At 68.9% G+C, this 17092-nt stretch carries 12 protein-coding genes; 1 reads left to right on the top strand and 11 read right to left on the bottom strand.

All coding sequences use genetic code 11. The features are described from left to right. Positions 1-46: 46 nt before the first annotated feature. The 7 genes from AC3WRI_RS05445 to AC3WRI_RS05415 form a co-directional block, all read right to left on the bottom strand. The gene (locus tag AC3WRI_RS05445; RefSeq protein WP_011614584.1) at positions 47-373 is read right to left on the bottom strand and encodes an AzlD domain-containing protein; all 327 of its coding nucleotides are present in this window, start codon (positions 371-373) and stop codon (positions 47-49) included. Further along, on the bottom strand, positions 370-1197 hold the full coding sequence (locus tag AC3WRI_RS05440) for an AzlC family ABC transporter permease (protein ID WP_041687155.1): 828 nt from the start codon (positions 1195-1197) through the stop codon (positions 370-372). The genes AC3WRI_RS05445 and AC3WRI_RS05440 overlap by 4 nt, the downstream gene beginning before the upstream one ends. Before the next feature lie 189 nt (positions 1198-1386). Beyond that, positions 1387-2988 (bottom strand): D-alanyl-D-alanine carboxypeptidase/D-alanyl-D-alanine endopeptidase, encoded by a 1602-nt coding sequence (gene dacB, locus AC3WRI_RS05435; protein WP_011614586.1) that lies wholly within the window; start codon positions 2986-2988, stop codon positions 1387-1389. A 48-nt stretch (positions 2989-3036) separates the two neighbouring features. Next, positions 3037-3624 (bottom strand): MarR family winged helix-turn-helix transcriptional regulator, encoded by a 588-nt coding sequence (locus tag AC3WRI_RS05430; protein WP_010812189.1) that lies wholly within the window; start codon positions 3622-3624, stop codon positions 3037-3039. Further along, positions 3621-4772: an ABC transporter substrate-binding protein gene (locus tag AC3WRI_RS05425; RefSeq protein ID WP_041687157.1), complete on the bottom strand. Its 1152-nt coding sequence runs from the start codon at positions 4770-4772 to the stop codon at positions 3621-3623. Before AC3WRI_RS05425 ends, AC3WRI_RS05430 begins: the two co-directional genes overlap by 4 nt. Positions 4773-4823: 51 nt before the next feature. Beyond that, entirely contained in the window at positions 4824-6077 is a 1254-nt protein-coding gene (locus AC3WRI_RS05420) for a flavin-dependent oxidoreductase (protein WP_011614588.1), read from the bottom strand. A gap of 156 nt (positions 6078-6233) precedes the next feature. Next, positions 6234-6686: a PACE efflux transporter gene (locus AC3WRI_RS05415; protein ID WP_010812186.1), complete on the bottom strand. Its 453-nt coding sequence runs from the start codon at positions 6684-6686 to the stop codon at positions 6234-6236. Positions 6687-6797: 111 nt separating this feature from the next. Between AC3WRI_RS05415 and AC3WRI_RS05410 the strand changes: the two genes are divergently transcribed. Beyond that, positions 6798-7703: a LysR family transcriptional regulator gene (locus AC3WRI_RS05410; protein ID WP_010812185.1), complete on the top strand. Its 906-nt coding sequence runs from the start codon at positions 6798-6800 to the stop codon at positions 7701-7703. Here AC3WRI_RS05410 and AC3WRI_RS05405 read toward each other — a convergent pair. Genes AC3WRI_RS05405 through AC3WRI_RS05390 form a run of 4 tightly spaced genes read right to left on the bottom strand, consistent with a single transcriptional unit; the run spans position 7690 to position 17071 of the window. Next, positions 7690-9168, bottom strand: coding sequence for an efflux transporter outer membrane subunit (locus AC3WRI_RS05405; protein ID WP_051398457.1), 1479 nt, complete (start codon positions 9166-9168; stop codon positions 7690-7692). The genes AC3WRI_RS05410 and AC3WRI_RS05405 overlap by 14 nt on opposite strands. Positions 9169-9185: 17 nt before the next feature. After that, positions 9186-12485: an efflux RND transporter permease subunit gene (locus AC3WRI_RS05400; RefSeq protein ID WP_454749315.1), complete on the bottom strand. Its 3300-nt coding sequence runs from the start codon at positions 12483-12485 to the stop codon at positions 9186-9188. A gap of 2 nt (positions 12486-12487) precedes the next feature. Continuing rightward, positions 12488-15610, bottom strand: coding sequence for an MdtB/MuxB family multidrug efflux RND transporter permease subunit (locus AC3WRI_RS05395; RefSeq protein ID WP_010812182.1), 3123 nt, complete (start codon positions 15608-15610; stop codon positions 12488-12490). A 9-nt stretch (positions 15611-15619) separates the two neighbouring features. Next, the gene (locus AC3WRI_RS05390) at positions 15620-17071 is read right to left on the bottom strand and encodes an MdtA/MuxA family multidrug efflux RND transporter periplasmic adaptor subunit (protein WP_136227737.1); all 1452 of its coding nucleotides are present in this window, start codon (positions 17069-17071) and stop codon (positions 15620-15622) included. Positions 17072-17092: the final 21 nt, after the last annotated feature.

Below are 17092 nucleotides of genomic sequence, written 5' to 3'. Positions count from 1 at the left end.
GGAGCCAGGGAGAGGGCCGGCGTGTGCCAAGCACGATGCCGCCAATTCAGCCGCCCAGCAGCCTCAGCGCCGTATACACCGCCATCCCCACCACGATCATCCCCACCATCTTCCGCGTCAGCAGGTAGAACAGCGTGGCCGCAATCCCCGCCATCAGCTTGTCGTTGGAGAACGCCACCGTGAAATGCCCCTGCCAGGTCATCAGGTCCGGCAGGATGATCGCCGCCAGCGCCGCGGCCGGTGCATAGCGCAGCGCCCGCGCGATGCGGTCGGGCACGGTGACATGCTCGCCGGCCATCAGGAACAGCGCGCGCGTGACGATGGTGACGACCGCCATGCCAAGGATGGCAATCCAGATTTCAAGATGGCTCATGCGCGGTCTCCCGGCGGCGTTTCCGGCGCGGCGGCGTTGGTGACCTCGGGGGCCTTGGGCTTGCGCCGGCGGATGCCGCGCAGTGCCGCGCGCGCGGCCAGGTCGTCGCTGGCCATGCCGGCGGCAATCGCGCCCACCACTGCCACCACCAGGCTGAGACGGTACGGCAAATCGAAGCAAAGCAGCGCCAGCACCGCCGACACCACCACTGCCAGCAGCGTCGAGCGCGAGTTGATGGTGGCGATCATCACCGGGATCAGCGCCATGGTGCCGGCCAGCCCCAGGCCCCAGCTGTCGGGGAACAGACTGGCCAGCACGATGCCGATGATCGACGACAGCTGCCACATGCAGAAGTTGGTCAGCGCCATGCCCCAGAAGTAGCCTTCCTTGCCGGGCTCGTAGCCGGGCGTGCTGTACTTCTGCAGGAAGTAGACGAAGTGCAGGTCGCCGTTGAACGAGCCCAGGATGGTGCGCCGCCATAGCGGCATGTAGCTGAAGTGCGGCTGCATGCCGGCGCTGAAGATCACAAAGCGCAGGTTGACCACGGCCGCAGTCAGCCAGATGGTCCACAGCGGCAGGCCCGCGGCGAACAGCGGCAGCACGGCCAGTTGCGCCGAGCCGGCATAGACCAGCAGCGACATGCCGATGGCTTCGGGCACGGTCATTACGGATTTGCTCATTGCCACGCCGGTCACCAGGCCCCAGGAGAAGACCGCGGGCAGGGACGGGGCAAAGTAGCGCGCGCCGTCGATAAAGCCGGCGCGTTCGGCGGGTGCGAAGCGATGCCAGAGGCGCAACCACACCGGGGGTTGTCGGGAAGTCATGTCAGAGGGCGAGGGGGCAATGCAGGCCCGGGGCCGAGGGCCGGCCCGGAAGGCTGCCGCCGCAGGACGCGGCCGGCACCCTGGCATTATAGGGGCGGATCGGACGCTGGTAAGCGTCCGCTTAACAAAATGCGGCCGCGGCGTTGGCGCCAGGCCACGGCGCCGCGCCGCGGCCTGCCCGGCGCGGACTCAGGGTGCGCCGCGGTACACCCATTGCAGCAAGGCGTCGTGTGCTTCCAGCGCCTGCGCGGCATTGGGATGGTTGATCATGCTGACCACCACGTAGCGGCCGCCGTCGGCAGCATCCACATAGCCGGCCAGCGCGCGCACGTCGGCCAGCGTGCCGGTCTTCAGGTAGCCGTTGCCGGCCGCGTTGGCGCGCGTCAGGCGGTTGCGCAGCGTGCCGTCGACGCCCAGCACCGGCAGCGAATCGATCAGCACCGGCCCCACGTTGCTGGCCGCGGCCTGCTGCAGCAGGCGCGCCATGTCATAGGCGCTGATGCGTTCCTCGCGCGACAGGCCCGAGCCGTTGTCCAGCACCAGGCCGGGCATGTCCAGCCCCTGGCGCGCCAGCCAGCGCTGCACCACGCGGATCGAGCGCCCGGTGCTGGCCGGGCCGCCGCGGTCCATTTCTGCGCCGATGGTCAGGAACAGCTGGCGTGCCATCACGTTGTTCGAGAACTTGTTGATGTCGCGCACGATGTCTGCCAGCGGCAGGCCGTAGTGGCGCGCCAGCAGCACCGCGCCGCGCGGCACCTTGCCGCTGCGCAGCGCGGGCATATGGGCAAAGCGCCCGCCGGCGCGCTGCCATTCGGCGACGAAGCCGCCCCATGTGAACTCCGCATGCGACAGCGTGGCGATATTGAGCACGTGCTCGCCGCAGTCGCTGGCATAGTCGCCCGAGAACGACGCCAGCACGGTGCCGTCCGCCTGCGGCAGCACGCTCGGGCTGGCGCTGGACTGCCAGTCGCCGCAGCGGCCGTTGGTCAGCGTGAGCCGGTTGTCCAGCTTGAGCTGCGCCAGCTCGGGCGTGACGCTGACTGCCACGGTCTGGCTGGCCGGGTCCGGCGTCAGCGTGAATGACAGCGTCTTGAACGCATACAGCAGCGCATCGGGGCCGACGTTGTAGGCGCGCTGCACTTCGCCGTCGATGGTGCCGTTGCCGTCCAGGCCATCGGCAAAGTAGCTGCGGTCCAGCACCAGGTCGCCGTTGATGCCGGTAGCGCCCCCGGCGCGCGCCTTCGCCACCAGCTTGGCCATTTCCTCGGGCACCAGCTTGGGATCGCCGTGGCCGCGCAGGTAGACGTTGCCGTTGACGGTGCCGTCGAAGCCGGGCTGAGCGTCGGCATAGAGCGAGGTCTGCCAGCGGTAGTCGGGCCCCAGCAGCTGCAGCCCGGCAAAGGTGGTGACCAGTTTCATGGTCGAGGCCGGGTTCATCGGCTGCTGCGCATTCCAGCTGGCGCGGGCGGTGCCCGCGCCCAGCCTGACCACGTAGAAGCTGGCGGCCGACGCCGGCACGCCGGCTCGGCGTAGCGCCGCGGCCACCGGGGTCGGCACGCCGGCGCTCACCAGTGCGGGATCGGCAGCGGTTTTTGCGGCGGTGGCGGCCTTCGCCGCTTTTGCCGCCTTGACCGTCTTGGCGGGCGCCTTGGCTTGCGCCGGGGTGGGCGCGGGACCGCCGGCCAGCAGCACGGCGGCAAGGATGGGCGAGAGCAGTGGCGACAGGCAGCGCAGCAGGGCGCCGGGTCGCGATGCAGTAGGCGCGGCGATTGTTCTTGGCATGGCGGCCATGTTAACGCATGGCCGCGGGCCGGCAGATGACAGTCTTGCCGACTGCCCTCAGCCGGCCCGCGGCGGCGCCAGCCGAGCCAGCAGCGACTTCAGCGTGGCCTGCTCGGCCTCGCTCAGCGCCGAGCCGACGTGCGCGTCGTGCGCCACCACCGCCTGCGTGGCGGCTTCCAGCGTGCGGCGGCCGGCTGCCGTCAGCACCAGGCTGTAGGCGCGGCGATCGCCGGCTGCCGGGCGGCGTGCCACCAGGTTCATCTCTTCCAGCGCGTCGACCAGCAGCACCGCCCCCGAGCGCGCGATGCCGAGGATCTGCGCCAGTTCGGTCAGCTTCAGGTGCGGGTTGCGCGAGATGATGATCAGCGCCGAAAAGCGCGGCGGCGTGATCTGCCATTGCGCCAGCGACAGCACGAAATCTTCATAGATGCGGATCTGCGCGCGGCGGATGGCGTAGCCGATCAGATTGTCGAGCACGCCATAGTCGATGTTCGGCACATGCGGGTCGAAACCGGCATCGGCACCGCCGCTTGCGGCCGGATCCGGCGCAAGCGGGTCTCGCGCCTTGCGCCGCGCGGACGCGGCGGTGGTGCTGCGCGGGCGCGGGGGTGCGGCGGGCGGTGTGCCGGATGCGTCGGGATTCATTTCAGCAGTTTCCAGTTGCCGTTGTCGATGGTCAGCATAACCCGCCCGCGCTGGTCGAAGCCATAGTGGTCTTGCCCACTGTAATTCAGCACGCCGTGCGAGACCACGATGTCGCGCTCGGTCTCCAGTGCCTGCCGCAGCGCCTGGCGGAATGCCGGCGTTCCCGGCCTGGCGTGCCTGAGCGCCACCGGCACGATGCGCTCCAGCACCAGCCCGGCGTCGTAGGCGTGGGCGCCGAACTGCGTGCGGCTGTCGGCCCCGTATTGCTTCTCATAGCGGGTGACGTAGTCCAGCCCCGGCTTGCGCACCGGGTCGCCCGCGGGCAACTGCTCCGGCACGATCACCGGCCCGGCCGGCAGGATCGCGCCATTGACCATGCGCCCGCCGATGCGGATCAGGTCCTTGGTGGCCGCGCCATGGGTGTGGTAGATGGTGCCGCCGTAGCCGCGCTCGCGCAGCGTGGTGTGCGGCAGCGCGGCGCCGGTGCCGGCGCCGGCGATCAAAATGGCGTCGGGTTTGGCGGCAATCAGCTTGATGGCCTGCGCGGTCACGCTGGTATCGGCGCGGCCGTAGCGCTCGGTGGCGATCAGGCGGATGCCGTTGGCGCTGGCGGCGGCGGTGAAGTCCTTCAGCCAGGTCTCGCCGTAGGCATCGGCAAAGCCGATAAAGCCGATGGTCTTGACGCCGTTGGTTTTGGCGGTGGCGGCCACGGCATTGGCCATCAGCCGCACCGGCTGCGCCAGCCGGAAGGTCCAGCCACCGCGCCCGGGCTTGAGTTCGATCGGCGAGAACGCCAGCTGCACGGTCTGGGCCTCATCGGCCACCTCGGCAATGGCGATCGACGGCGCCACCGCGGACGAGCCCAGGATGATGTCGACCTTGTCCTCGGAGACAAAGCGGCGCGCCACCTTGGCGCCCTGGGTGGGGTCCGAGGCATCGTCCAGCACGATGTAGCGTACCGCTTCGCCGCCGATCTTCTGCGGCAGGTAGGCCAGCGAGTTCTTCTGCGGGATACCCAGCGACGCCGACGGGCCGGTGGTGGACAGGCTGACGCCGACGGTGATGTCGGCCAGCGCACTGCCGGCGCTGAAGGCGAGGGCCGCGGCCAGTGCGAGGCGGGCCAGCTTGGTGGTGGTCAGGGGCGCCATGGTGTCTCCTCTCTCGATGGTCTTGTTCTGCATTGTCAAACCTGCCGGATCCTACCGCCTGCCCTGCATCGACTGCCGGTCGAATCCCGCCAGCTGCTTGTACCGCAGCGAGATCGCCTCCAGTTCCGCGCGCGGGATCACCTGGTCGATGTCGGCAAAGCCCTGCGGCGCGCGTTCCTCGGCCAGCTGCATCACCTGCTCGGGCCCGTTCATGCGGTTGCGCAGCACGATTCCGGCGGTGCGCGGCAGGCGCTCGGCCTCGTATTCGCGCAGCGCGTAGCCGGTGTCGGGCGTGCCGAGCAGGCTGTCGAGCAGGTAGCGCGCGTCCAGGATCGCCTGGGCGCTGCCGTTCGAGCCGATCGGGTACATCGGGTGCGCGGCGTCGCCCAGCAGCGTGACGCGGTCGAAGGTCCAGCGCGGCAGCGGGTCCTTGTCGACCATCGGGAATTCGTAGATCGCCTCGGCACCGTCGATCAGCGCGGGGATGTCGATCCAGTCCCACCGCCAGTCGGCAAACGCGGCGCAGAACACGGATTTGTCGACCTGCTTGTTCCAGTCGCTGCGCGGCGGGGTGTCGGGCACGCTGTCGGGCACGCGCAGCTCGGCGATCCAGTTGACCAGCGAGCGGCCCTGGCGGCGCAGCGGCTCCGAGATCGGATAGGCCACGAACTTCTGGTCCTGGTGCCCGGCCATGAACATCGAGCGGCCGTCCAGGTAGGGCGGCGCCTCGGTGACCGCACGCCACAGCAGGCGGCGCGAAAAACGCGGCAGGTCGCCGGTGGGGTAGAAATGGCGGCGCACCGCCGAGTGGATGCCGTCGGCGCCGACCAGCACATCGGCGCTGGCCTCGACCTCGGCATTGTCGCTGCGGCGGCGCAGGCCAAAGCGCGCCTGTCCGCCCGCGCCGGTGTCCAGCACGGTCTCGAAGCCATGGCCGGTATGCACGGCGCCGGCGCCCAGGCGCTCCACCGCGGTACGGTGCAACAGCATCTGGAATTCGCCGCGATGGATCGAGAATTGCGGCCAGTCGTAGCCGGCCGCCAGCCCGCGCGGCTCATGCCAGATGCGCTGGCCGCGCTTGTTGTAGTACGAGAGCGACGAGGTCTCGATGGCGATATCCGCCAGCGCGTCGCGCAGTCCCAGCTCGGACAGGATACGCACGGCGTGCGGCAGCAGGTTGATGCCCACGCCCAGCGGGCGCAGCGTTTCGCTGGCCTCCCAGACCTCGGCCTCGATGCCGTGGCGGTGGCATAGCAGCGCCAGCGTCAGTCCGCCGATGCCGCCACCGGCGATTGCGATCTTCATGGTGTCTCCCCCGCGTGCAGGATGCGCCGGTACGCAAGCGCGGGCGCGCTGCCTCCGGTCGAATTGGATTTGTTATGGAGTATAACAATTCGACCGGATGCGACAAGATGGGGAAGACCCCGGAGTGACGCCTCCGGGGTCGGGAAAAACCCGCGCTCAGCCGAGCGCGGCGCCTTCCGGCTTGGCTTGTGCCTGCAGCGAAGGCACCGGGAAGACGATGTCGTACAGCCAGTTGTACACCAGCGCGTAGACCATGTAGAAGCCGGCCACGGCGAGGTCCATGATGAGCGCATCGACCAGGCTGATGTCCAGGTACCAGGCCACCGACGGCAGGAACACCACCAGCAGGCCCAGCTCGAACAGCACGGCGTGCAGCACGCGCACCGGCACCGACTTGCGCAGCTGGCCGGTGAAACGCAGCATGCCCTTGTCGAACAGCACGTTGTACAGGTAGTTCCAGCCGGTGGCGATCAGCGAGGCGACCGCTCCGATCACGCCCATCTCGTGCAGTTCGTAGCCGAAGGCCCAGCTGGCCAGCGGCGCGAAAATCAGCAGGCCGACCACCTCGAAGCCGACGGCGTGGCGAATCCGGTCCCAGGTCTTGCGCATCGTTGTTCTCCTTGCGTGTCAAACGCGATGGGAGCTAGTCTATCTGCTGGGCAGGGATTGCCAAGTTGGATACTATCTGTAAAACAGATAGATAAGCATGGAAAGTTATTTATGAGCCTCTCCATCGAGCAATTGCAGGCATTCGTCGCGGCGGCTGACACCGGTTCGTTCTCGGCCGCCGCGCGCCGGCTGGGCAAGGCGCAGTCGGTGGTCAGCGCGGCGGTGTCCAACCTGGAAATCGACGCCGGCAACGCGCTGTTCGACCGCTCCGCCCGTTACCCGGTACTGACCCCCGCGGGCGAGCGGCTGCTGGCCGAGGCGCGCGTGATCCTGGAGCGCTGCGAGCACTTCCGCGGCGTGGCCAAGAGCCTGGGCGAGGGCGTGGAGACGCGGCTGGTGCTGGCGGTGGACGAGCTCTATCCGGAAGAGACGCTGGGCATGCTGCTGGAAGAGTTCTCCAGCCGCTTCCCGGCGGTGGAGCTTGAGTTGCTGTTTCCGCTGATGGAGGACGTCAGCCGGCTGGTCCTGGAGGGCGGCGCCGACCTCGGCATCATGTGGCGGCAGGAGGTGCTGCCACCGGCGCTGGGCTTCCATGCGCTGGGCTGGGTGCCGATGCAGATCCTGTGCGCGCCCGAGCATCCGCTGGCCGGCCAGCGTGTGGACTGGGAGGAACTGAAGCGCTATCGCCAGCTGATGGTCGCCACCCGCTCAGACAGCGAAGAGAAGATGCGCCTGCGCGTGGCCGCGGACGTGTGGTGGGTGGAAAGCCAGTGGGTGATCGTGGAGCTGGTCAAGCGCGGGCTGGGCTGGGCCTTCGTGCCGTGGCACGTGGTGGCCAATTCGCCGGCCGCGGCGCGGCTGGTGACGCCGCCGCTGGCATTCCAGCAGCAGGACTGGCCGGTGGCGATGGAGCTGGTCTGGCACAAGCAGCGGCCGCTGGGCAAGGCTGCCACCTGGCTGCGCGAGCGCATCTGCCAACAGCCGCTGCCGCGCGCGCCTGCGGCTAGCGCTGGCTGACGGCCTGGTTCGAACCGGCCTGTGCCGGCGCAGCCTCCGCACCGGGCGCATGCCAGCCGCCGCCCAGCGCCTTGATCAGTACCACCGCCGCCGTGTACTGGCGGCCGGCGATCGACAGCGCGGTGCGCTCGGCGGTATAGGCGCTGGTCTGCGCCGTCAGCACGTCGAGCAGGCCAGCGGTGCCGGCGCGGTAGCGGTTGTTCACCAGCACCAGCGCCTCGCGCGCCGAGCGCAGCGCGTCGTTCTGCACCACCGCTTCCTGTTCCAGCAGCCGTTGCGCGGCGAGGTTGTCCTCGACTTCCTGGAACGCGCCCAGCACGGTCTGGCGGTAGTTGGCCACGGCCTGGTCGTAGGCCGCCACCGCCTGCGCCTTGGCCGCGCTGCGCAGCCCGCCGTCGAACAGCGTGCCGGCCAGGCCGCCGCCGATCGACCAGATCCGGTCCGGCAGCGACATCCAGCGCGCCAGCGTGCTGGCGGTCAGGCCGCCGCTGGCCGACAGCGACAGGGTCGGATAGTAGGCCGCCTGCGCCACGCCGATCTGCGCATTGGCCGAGGCCATGCGGCGCTCGGCCGCGCCGATGTCTGGGCGGCGTTCCAGCAGTTGCGACGGCACCGCGGCCGGCACGCGCGGCAGCGCGGTGCGGAAGTCGTCGGCGACCAGCGTCAGCGCCGCGGGCGGCTTGCCCACCAGCACCGCGATGGCGTGCTCCAGCTGCGCGCGCGTGATCTGGATGTCGATCTGCTGCGCCTGCGCGCTCTTGAGCTGGGTCTCGGACTGCAGCACGTCCGAGCGCTGCGCGGTGCCCGCCGCATACTGATTCTGCACCAGCTGCAGCGACTTCTGGTAGTCGGCCACGGTGCGGTCCAGCAGGGCCTTCTGCGCATCGGCCACGCGCAGCAGGAAGTAGCTCTGCGCCAGCGTTGCCTGTGTCGACAGCAGCGTCGAGGCCAGGTCGGCCTGGCTGGCTTGCGCGCTGGCCTCGCTGCTTTCCACCTGGCGCCGCACGCGGCCCCAGACGTCGATTTCCCAGGTTGCGCCCAGGGTCGCGCTCTGCCCGTTGAGCGTGCTGCCGCTGGCGCCGCGCGCGCGCGAGGCGCCGGCCTGTGCGTCGACGGTCGGGAAGAAGCCGGCGCGCGCGGCCTGCAGCGACGCCACCGCCTGGCGGTACTGCGCCTCGGCGGCCTTGATGTTCTGGTTCGAGATCTGCACCTCGGACATCAGCGCGTCGAGCTGCGCATCGCCGAACACGGTCCACCAGTCGGCGCGTGCCAGCGCATCCTGCGGCTCGGCGGGCTTCCAGTCGCCGGTCCAGGCGGGGGTGGCGGCATCGGCTTCCTTGAAGGATGCGGAAACCGGCGCGTCGGGGCGCTGGTAGTCGGGGCCGACGGCGCAGCCGGCCAGCAGCAGCGCGCAGGCCAGCGACACCGGCAGGGCATGGGTCAGGAGGCGGGAAAGAACTGTCATGTCGAGTCTTCGCAAATCTAGACGGCGGCCGGCTGGTCAGGCGTGCCGGCACCACGGCGGCGCTGGCGCCAGGCCTTGACCTTCAGGCGCCAGCGGTCCAGCGTCAGGTAGACCACCGGCGTGGTGTACAGCGTCAGCAGCTGGCTTACCACCAGTCCGCCGACAATGGAGATGCCCAGCGGCGCGCGCAGTTCGGCGCCGTCGCCGCGGCCGATTGCCAGCGGCACCGCGCCCAGCAGCGCGGCCATGGTGGTCATCAGGATCGGGCGGAAGCGCAGCAGGCAGGCGCGGTAGATCGCGTCGCGCGGCGACAGGCCATCGCGCCGTTCGGCATCGATGGCGAAGTCGATCATCATGATCGCGTTCTTTTTCACGATGCCGATCAGCAGGATCACGCCGATCAGCGCGATGATGCTGAAGTCGGTCTTCGATGCCAGCAGCGCCAGCAGCGCGCCCACGCCGGCGGAGGGCAGCGTCGACAGGATCGTCAGCGGATGCACATAGCTTTCATACAGCACGCCCAGCACGATGTAGATCGTGATCAGCGCCGCCAGGATCAGGATCGGCTGACTCTTGAGCGAATCCTGGAACGCCTTGGCGCCGCCCTGGAAGTTGGCGCGCAGCGTCTCCGGCACGCCGATGCGCGCCATCTCGCGCGTGATCGCGTCGGTCGCCTGCGACAGCGAAGTGCCCTCGGCCAGGTTGAACGAGATCGTCGAGGCCGCGAACTGGCCCTGGTGGTTCACGCCCAGCGGCGTGCTGGACGGGGTCACGCGCGCGAACGCCGCCAGCGGCACGCGGTTGCCGTTGCCGGTGACCACGTAGATGTCCTTGAGCGCATCGGGCCCTTGCAGGTATTCCTGGCTCAGCTCCATCACCACGCGGTACTGGTTCAGCGGATGGTAGATGGTGGACACCAGCCGCTGGCCGAAGGCATCGTTGAGCACCGCATCCACCTGCTGCGCGGTCACGCCCAGGCGCGAGGCCGCGTCGCGGTCGATGATCACCGAGGTCTGCAGGCCCTTGTCGTTGGTATCGGTGTCGATATCCTCCAGCCCCTTCAGGTTCGACAACGCGGCGCGCACCTTGGGCTCCCACGCGCGCAGCACTTCCAGGTCGTCCGACTGCAGCGTGAACTGGTACTGCGAGCTGCTCTGCCGCCCGCCGATGCGGATATCCTGCACCGACTGCAGGAACAGGCTCGCGCCCGGCTCCTTGGACAGCTTGCCGCGCAGCCGCGCGATGATGGCGTCGGCCGATTCGTTGCGCTCCGACAGCGGCTTGAGCGTGACGAACATCTGCCCGGTATTGCGCTGGGAACCGCCGGTAAAGCCGGTCACGTTGACCACGGCGGGGTCGGACTGGACGATCTTGATGAAATTGTCGAGCTTGCCGCGCATGGCCTGGAACGAGGTGGCCTGGTCGGCGCGGATAAAGCCGATCAGCCGGCCCGTGTCCTGCTGTGGGAAGAAGCCCTTGGGAACGATCACGTACAGGTACACGTTGAGTGCGATGGTGGCGATCAGCACCAGCCACACCAGCGGACTCAGGCGCAGCGCCGTGGACAGCGAGCGCGCATAGCCGTCGTGCAGCCACTGGAACATGCGCTCGGTGGCACGGAAGAAGCGGCCCTGCTTCTCCGGCTCGGGCGGGCGCAGCATCCGTGCGCACATCATCGGCGTGGTGGTCAGCGACACCACCAGCGACACCAGGATCGCCACCGACAGCGTGATCGCGAATTCCTGGAACAGCCGGCCGACGATGCCGCCCATCATCAGCAGCGGGATGAATACCGCGATCAGCGACAGGCTCATCGACAGCACCGTGAAACCCACTTCGCGCGCCCCGCGCAGTGCCGCGGCAAGCGGCTTCATGCCTTCCTCGATGTGGCGCGAGATGTTCTCCAGCACCACGATGGCATCGTCGACCACAAAGCCGGTGGCGATGGTCAGCGCCATCAGCGACAGGTTGTTCAGCGAGAACCCGGCCAGGTACATCACCGAGAACGTGCCGATCAGCGACACCGGCACCGCCACGCTGGGGATAAGGGTGGCGCGCACATTGCGCAGGAACACGAACACCACCATGATCACCAGCGCCACCGAGATCATCAGCGTGTTCTCGACCTCGCGCAGCGAGGCGCGGATGGTGGGCGTGCGGTCCATCATCACGTCCATCGAGATTGCCGCGGGGATCATCTTTTGCAGCTGCGGCAGCATCTCGTTGACGCGGTCGACGGTCTCGATGATGTTGGCGCCGGGCGAGCGGTTCAGCACCAGCAGCACCGACGGCTTGCCGTTGGCCGAGCCGGCGTTGCGGATGTCCTGCACCGAGTCGACCACATTGGCCACGTCGCGCAGCCGCACCGGCACCGCGAACGAGTTGGGGCCGCTGGTGGCACTGGTGCCTCCGGTGGCGCCGCTGGTGATGGTGGTGGTGCCGCTGCTGGTGGTCAGCGTGGTCACGGTCACGCCGTTGACCACCTTGGTGCTGACGCCGCCGCTGGCGGCGGCGTTGGCGGTGCTGGCAATCAGCGCGCCCGCCGACGTCGACGAGAAGGTTCCCGGCGTGGCAAAGCGGATGATCAGCGGCATGTAGTCTTCCGCCTTCATCGCCTGGTCGTTGGCGTAGACCTGCCAGTTGCTGGCGGCGTTCTCCAGCGTGCCCAGCGGCCGGTTGGCGTTGGTCGCGCTGATGGTGTTGCGCACATCCTCCAGCGAGATGCCGTAGTTGTTCAGCGCGGTCGGGTTCAGCTCGACCCGCACGGCCGGCAGCGAGGCCCCGCCGATGGTGACCTGGCCCACGCCATCGACCTGCGACAGCTTCTGCGCCAGGATGGTCGAGGCCGCGTCGTACAGCTGCCCGCGCGTCATGGTCGGCGAGGTCAGCGCGATGATCATGATCGGCGCATCGGCCGGGTTGACCTTGCGGTAGGTCGGGTTGTTGGGCAGGCTGGTCGGCAGTGTCGCGCGCGAGGCGTTGATGGCCGCCTGCACGTCGCGCGCGGCGCCGTCGATATTGCGCGACAGGTCGAACTGCAGCGTCACCCGGGTGGAGCCGAGCGAACTGCTCGAAGTGATCTCGGTCACGCCGGCAATGGTGCCGAGCGCGCGCTCGAGCGGCGTCGCCACGGTGGCGGCCATCGTTTCAGGACTCGCGCCTGGCAGCGACGCCGATACCGAGATGGTCGGGAAGTCCACCTGCGGCAGCGGCGACACCGGCAGCAGCCGCAGCGCGGCCAGCCCCGCCAGCAGGATGCCGAGCGTCAGCAGCGCGGTCGCGACGGGGCGGTGGATGAAGGCAGCCGAGAGATTCATCGTTACACCGGCTCCTCGCCCGTGCCGCCTTCCTCCGGATCACCGAAGCGCCGCTTGCGCCAGCCTTTCACGCGCGTGGCCACGCGGTCGAACGCCAGGTAGATCACCGGCGTGGTGAACAGCGTCAGCACCTGGCTGACCAGCAGGCCGCCCACCATGGTCACGCCCAGCGGCCGGCGCAGTTCGCTGCCGATGCCGGAACCCAGCATCAGCGGCAGCGCCGCCAGCAGCGCCGCCATGGTGGTCATCAGGATCGGGCGGAAACGCAGCAGGCAGGCCTGGAAGATCGCATCGCGTGGTTTCATGCCGCCCTCGCGCTCTGCCTCGAGCGCGAAGTCGATCATCATGATCGCGTTCTTCTTGACGATGCCGATCAGCAGGATGATGCCGATGATCGCAATGATGCCCAGGTCCTGCCCCGCCAACAGCAGCGCCAGCAGCGCGCCGACGCCCGCCGATGGCAGCGTCGACAGGATCGTGACCGGGTGGATGGTGCTTTCATACAGCACGCCCAGCACGATATACATCGTCACCACCGCGGCCAGGATCAGCCACAGCGTGTTCGACAGCGACGCGCGGAAGGCCAGCGCGGCGCCCTGGAAGCTGGTCTGCATCGAGATCGGCAGGCCCAGCTCCTGCTCGACCCTGGTGATCTTGTCGACCGCGGCGCCCAGCGATTCGCCCGGCGCCAGGTTGAACGAGATCGTCGCCGCCGGGAACTGGCCCTGGTGGTTGATCACCAGCGGGCCGGTGCGTTCGGTGATGCGCGCGAACGCGCCCAGCGGCACCTGGCCGCCGGAAGAGGAGGGCAGGCGCAGGTCGGCCAGCGACTGCGGATTCTTGCGGAATTCCGGCATGGTCTCCAGCACCACGCGGTACTGGCTCGACTGCGTGAAGATGGTCGACACCAGCCGCTGGCCGAAGGCGCTGTACAGCGCGCTGTCGATCACCGCGGTGGTGATGCCGAAGCGCGCCGCGGCGTCGCGGTCGATATCGACATAGGCGCGCAGGCCGTTGTTCTGCTGGTCGCTGGTGACGTCGCGCAACTCGGGTTCCTGGCGCAGGCGTTCCACCAGCTTCGGCACCCACGCGGCCAGCGTGGCGGGATCGGGGTCCTCGACGGTGAACTGGTACTGCGTGCGCGAGACCTTGTCCTCGATGGTCAGGTCCTGCACCGGCTGCGTGTACAGCGACACGCCGCCCAGTTCGTGCACGGCCTGCTGCAGGCGCTGCGTGACCACGTCGATGGGGTCGCGCTCGCCCTTGGGCTTGAGGTTGATCAGCATGCGCCCGGCGTTGAGCGTGGTGTTGGTGCCATCCACGCCGATGAACGACGACAGGCTTGCCACTGCCGGGTCCTGCATCACCACCTTGGCCACGGCCTGCTGCCGGCGCGCCATGGCGTCGAACGAGGTGGTCTGGGCGGCCTCGGTGATGCCCTGGATCACGCCGGTGTCCTGCACCGGGAAGAAGCCCTTTGGCACCAGCAGATACAGCAGTCCGGTCAGCACCAGCGTGGCCACGGCCACGACCAGCGTCGCTTTCTGACGATCGAGCACCCACTCCAGCGCACGGCCGTAGCGCTCGATCACGTTGTCGAAGAAGCGGCCGCTGGCGCGGTGAAAGCGCGACAGCTTCTCTTCCGGCACATGGTGCAGCAGGCGCGCGCACATCATCGGCGTGAGCGTCAGCGATACCACTGCCGAGATCAGGATCGACACCGCCAGCGTGATCGCGAATTCCCGGAACAGGCGCCCGACCACGTCGCCCATGAACAGCAGCGGGATCAGCACCGCCACCAGCGAGAAGGTCAGCGAGATGATGGTGAAGCCGATTTGTTTCGAGCCCTTGAGCGCCGCCGCCATCGGCGAATCGCCCTTCTCGATGTAGCGCATGATGTTCTCGATCATCACGATCGCATCATCGACCACGAAGCCGGTGGCAATCGTCAGTGCCATCAGCGTCAGGTTGTTGATCGAGAAGCCGGCCAGGTACATCACGCCGAAGGTGCCCACCAGCGACAGCGGCACCGCCACGCCCGGGATGATGGTGGCCGGTATATTGCGCAGGAACAGGAAGATCACCAGCACCACCAGCGCGATCGCCAGCAGCAGCTCGAACTGCACGTCCTCGACCGAGGCGCGGATGGTGGTGGTGCGGTCGGTCAGCAGCTGCACGTGGACCGAGGCCGGCAGCGCATTCTGCAGTTGCGGCAGCAGCGCCTTGATGCGGTCCACCACTTCGATCACGTTGGCACCGGGCTGGCGCTGGATATTCAGCACGATCGCGGGCTTGTCGTTGGCCCAGGCGGCCAGGCGGCTGTTCTCGGGGCCGTCGACGATCTCGGCCACGTCGGTGATGCGGATCGGCGCGCCGTTCCTGTAGCCCAGGATGATCTGGCGGTATTCGTCGGCCGAGCGCAGCTGGTCGTTGGCGTCGATGGTGGAGGCGCGCGCGGGGCCGTCGAAGCTGCCCTTGGCGCCGTTGACGTTGGATGCGCCAATGGCGGTGCGCAGGTCGTCGATCGACATGCCCAGCGAAGCCAGCGCGGCCGGGTTGGCCTGGATGCGCACCGCGGGGCGCTGGCCGCCGCTGATGGTGACCAGGCCCACGCCCTGGATCTGCGAGATCTTCTGTGCCACGCGCGTGTCGACCATGTCCTGCAGCCTGGGCAGCGGCATGGTGTCCGAGGTCATGGCGATGGTCATGATCGGCGCGTCGGCCGGGTTGACCTTGCTGTAGACCGGCGGCATCGGCAGGTCGGATGGCAGCAGGTTGCTGCCGGCGTTGATGGCGGCCTGCACCTCCTGCTCGGCCACGTCCAGCGGCAGCGTCAGCTCGAACTGCAGCGTGATCACCGAAGCGCCGCCCGACGAGGACGACGACATCTGCTTCAGGCCCGGCATCTGGCCGAACTGCCGCTCCAGCGGCGCGGTCACCGACGAGGTCATCACGTCCGGGCTGGCGCCAGGATAGAGCGTAGTGACCTGGATGGTCGGGTAGTCGACCTCGGGCAGCGCCGACAGCGGCAGCAGCCGGTACGCCACCAGCCCGGACAGCAAGATGGCCAGCATCAGCAGCGCCGTGGCGACCGGGCGCTCGATGAAGAGGCGTGAGGGGTTCATGCGCTGTCCTTACTGCTGCGCGCCGCCGGCGGGCGGGGCGCTGGCGCCGGCCTGGCGGTGGCGGCGATGTTCGCCGGCCGCGCCGGGGGCCGCGGCCCCGCTGGCGTCGGCGTGCGCGCCGCTGGCACCGCCGCCGTCCCGGTTGCGGCGGCCGCGCCCGCGCGGCTGGCTGGCCGGCACCACCGCGGCGGCGCGCGCGGCCGGGTCGACGGCCTCCACCGTCATGCCTTCCTTGAGGCGGTCGGCGCCGTCCACCACCACGCGCTGGCCGGGCTCCAGGCCCTTGAGCACGGCATTGCGGCTGCCGTCGCCCGGGCCCAGCGTGACCACCTGCACCTTGACCTTGCTGCTGTCATCCACGGTGTAGACGAAGGTACCCTGCTGGCCGCGCTGGATCGCCGCCACGGGGATCACGGTGGCGTCCCTGAGCGTATCGACGCGCGTGCGCACGTTGACGAACTGGTTGGGGAACAGCATGCCGTCGGCGTTGGGGAAGACCGCCTTGAGCTTGACCGTGCCGGTGGTGGTGTCGATCTGGTTGTCGGTGGTCAGCAGCGTACCTTCGCCGAGCTGGTTGCGCACCTGGCGGTCCCACGCCTGCACCGGAAGTTCTTCGCCGGCGTTGAGCTTCTTCAGCACCGAGGGCAGGTTGTCCTCGGGGATGGTGTACATCACGGCGATGGGCTGGATCTGCGTGATCAGCGCGATGCCGTTGGTGTCGCTGGTATTGACGATATTGCCGGGGTCGACCTGGCGCAGGCCGATGCGGCCCGACACCGGCGCGACGATCCTGGTATAGCCCAGCTGCAGGCGCGCGTTGGCGACATTGCCCTGGTCGGTCTTGACCACGCCCTCGTACTGGCGCACCAGCGCGTCCTGGGTATCGACCTGCTGCTTGGAGATCGAGTCCTGGCCCAGCAGGGTGCGGTAGCGCTGCTGGTCGAGCCTGGCGTTCTGCAGCAGTGCCTGGTCGCGCGCGAGCTGGCCCACGGCCTGGTCCAGCGCCGCCTGGAACGGGCGCGGGTCGATCTCGGCCAGCACGTCGCCGGCCTTGACCATCTGGCCTTCCTTGAACAGCACCTTGAGCAGCGGGCCGGACACCTGCGCGCGCACGGTGACGTTGGACACCGGGGTCACGTTGCCCAGGCCGTTGAGCACCACATCCATATCGCGCTTGGCCACGGTGGCGACCACCACGGGCGAGCGCGGCATGCCGGGGCCGCCGGCGCCACCCCGCGCGCCCGGGCCGCTGGCGCCCCGCTGCGCGCCTGCAGCCCCGGCCGTCTCCTGCGGCGCCTGGCCGCGATGGGCGTACCAGTACCAGGCGCCCCCCGCGAGCAGCAGCACCAGCACGCCGGCGGTCAGCCGGCGCCGGCCGGTGCGCCGCGGCGGAGTGCCCTCGGGCGCAGGCGAAGACGGGGTCGGGGAGGGGGTAGGCTGGCCTTGTTCGGGGTTGGACATGTCCGCAAAACCTGGGGGCGG

It is taken from the genome of Cupriavidus sp. FW305-27 (assembly GCF_058787995.1).
The sequence above is the reverse complement of the archived record's forward strand: the minus strand, read 5'-3'. Positions and strand labels throughout refer to the sequence as shown.

Bases quoted from the DNA above. Each gene is read 5' to 3' on its own strand.
- AC3WRI_RS05445 (WP_011614584.1), bottom strand. From the start codon at position 373: ATGAGCCATCTTGAAATCTGGATTGCCATCCTTGGCATGGCGGTCGTC.
- AC3WRI_RS05440 (WP_041687155.1), bottom strand. From the start codon at position 1,197: ATGACTTCCCGACAACCCCCGGTGTGGTTGCGCCTCTGGCATCGCTTC.
- dacB (WP_011614586.1), bottom strand. From the start codon at position 2,988: ATGGCCGCCATGCCAAGAACAATCGCCGCGCCTACTGCATCGCGACCC.
- AC3WRI_RS05430 (WP_010812189.1), bottom strand. From the start codon at position 3,624: ATGAATCCCGACGCATCCGGCACACCGCCCGCCGCACCCCCGCGCCCG.
- AC3WRI_RS05425 (WP_041687157.1), bottom strand. From the start codon at position 4,772: ATGGCGCCCCTGACCACCACCAAGCTGGCCCGCCTCGCACTGGCCGCG.
- AC3WRI_RS05420 (WP_011614588.1), bottom strand. From the start codon at position 6,077: ATGAAGATCGCAATCGCCGGTGGCGGCATCGGCGGACTGACGCTGGCG.
- AC3WRI_RS05415 (WP_010812186.1), bottom strand. From the start codon at position 6,686: ATGCGCAAGACCTGGGACCGGATTCGCCACGCCGTCGGCTTCGAGGTG.
- AC3WRI_RS05410 (WP_010812185.1), top strand. From the start codon at position 6,798: ATGAGCCTCTCCATCGAGCAATTGCAGGCATTCGTCGCGGCGGCTGAC.
- AC3WRI_RS05405 (WP_051398457.1), bottom strand. From the start codon at position 9,168: ATGACAGTTCTTTCCCGCCTCCTGACCCATGCCCTGCCGGTGTCGCTG.
- AC3WRI_RS05400 (WP_454749315.1), bottom strand. From the start codon at position 12,485: ATGAATCTCTCGGCTGCCTTCATCCACCGCCCCGTCGCGACCGCGCTG.
- AC3WRI_RS05395 (WP_010812182.1), bottom strand. From the start codon at position 15,610: ATGAACCCCTCACGCCTCTTCATCGAGCGCCCGGTCGCCACGGCGCTG.
- AC3WRI_RS05390 (WP_136227737.1), bottom strand. From the start codon at position 17,071: ATGTCCAACCCCGAACAAGGCCAGCCTACCCCCTCCCCGACCCCGTCT.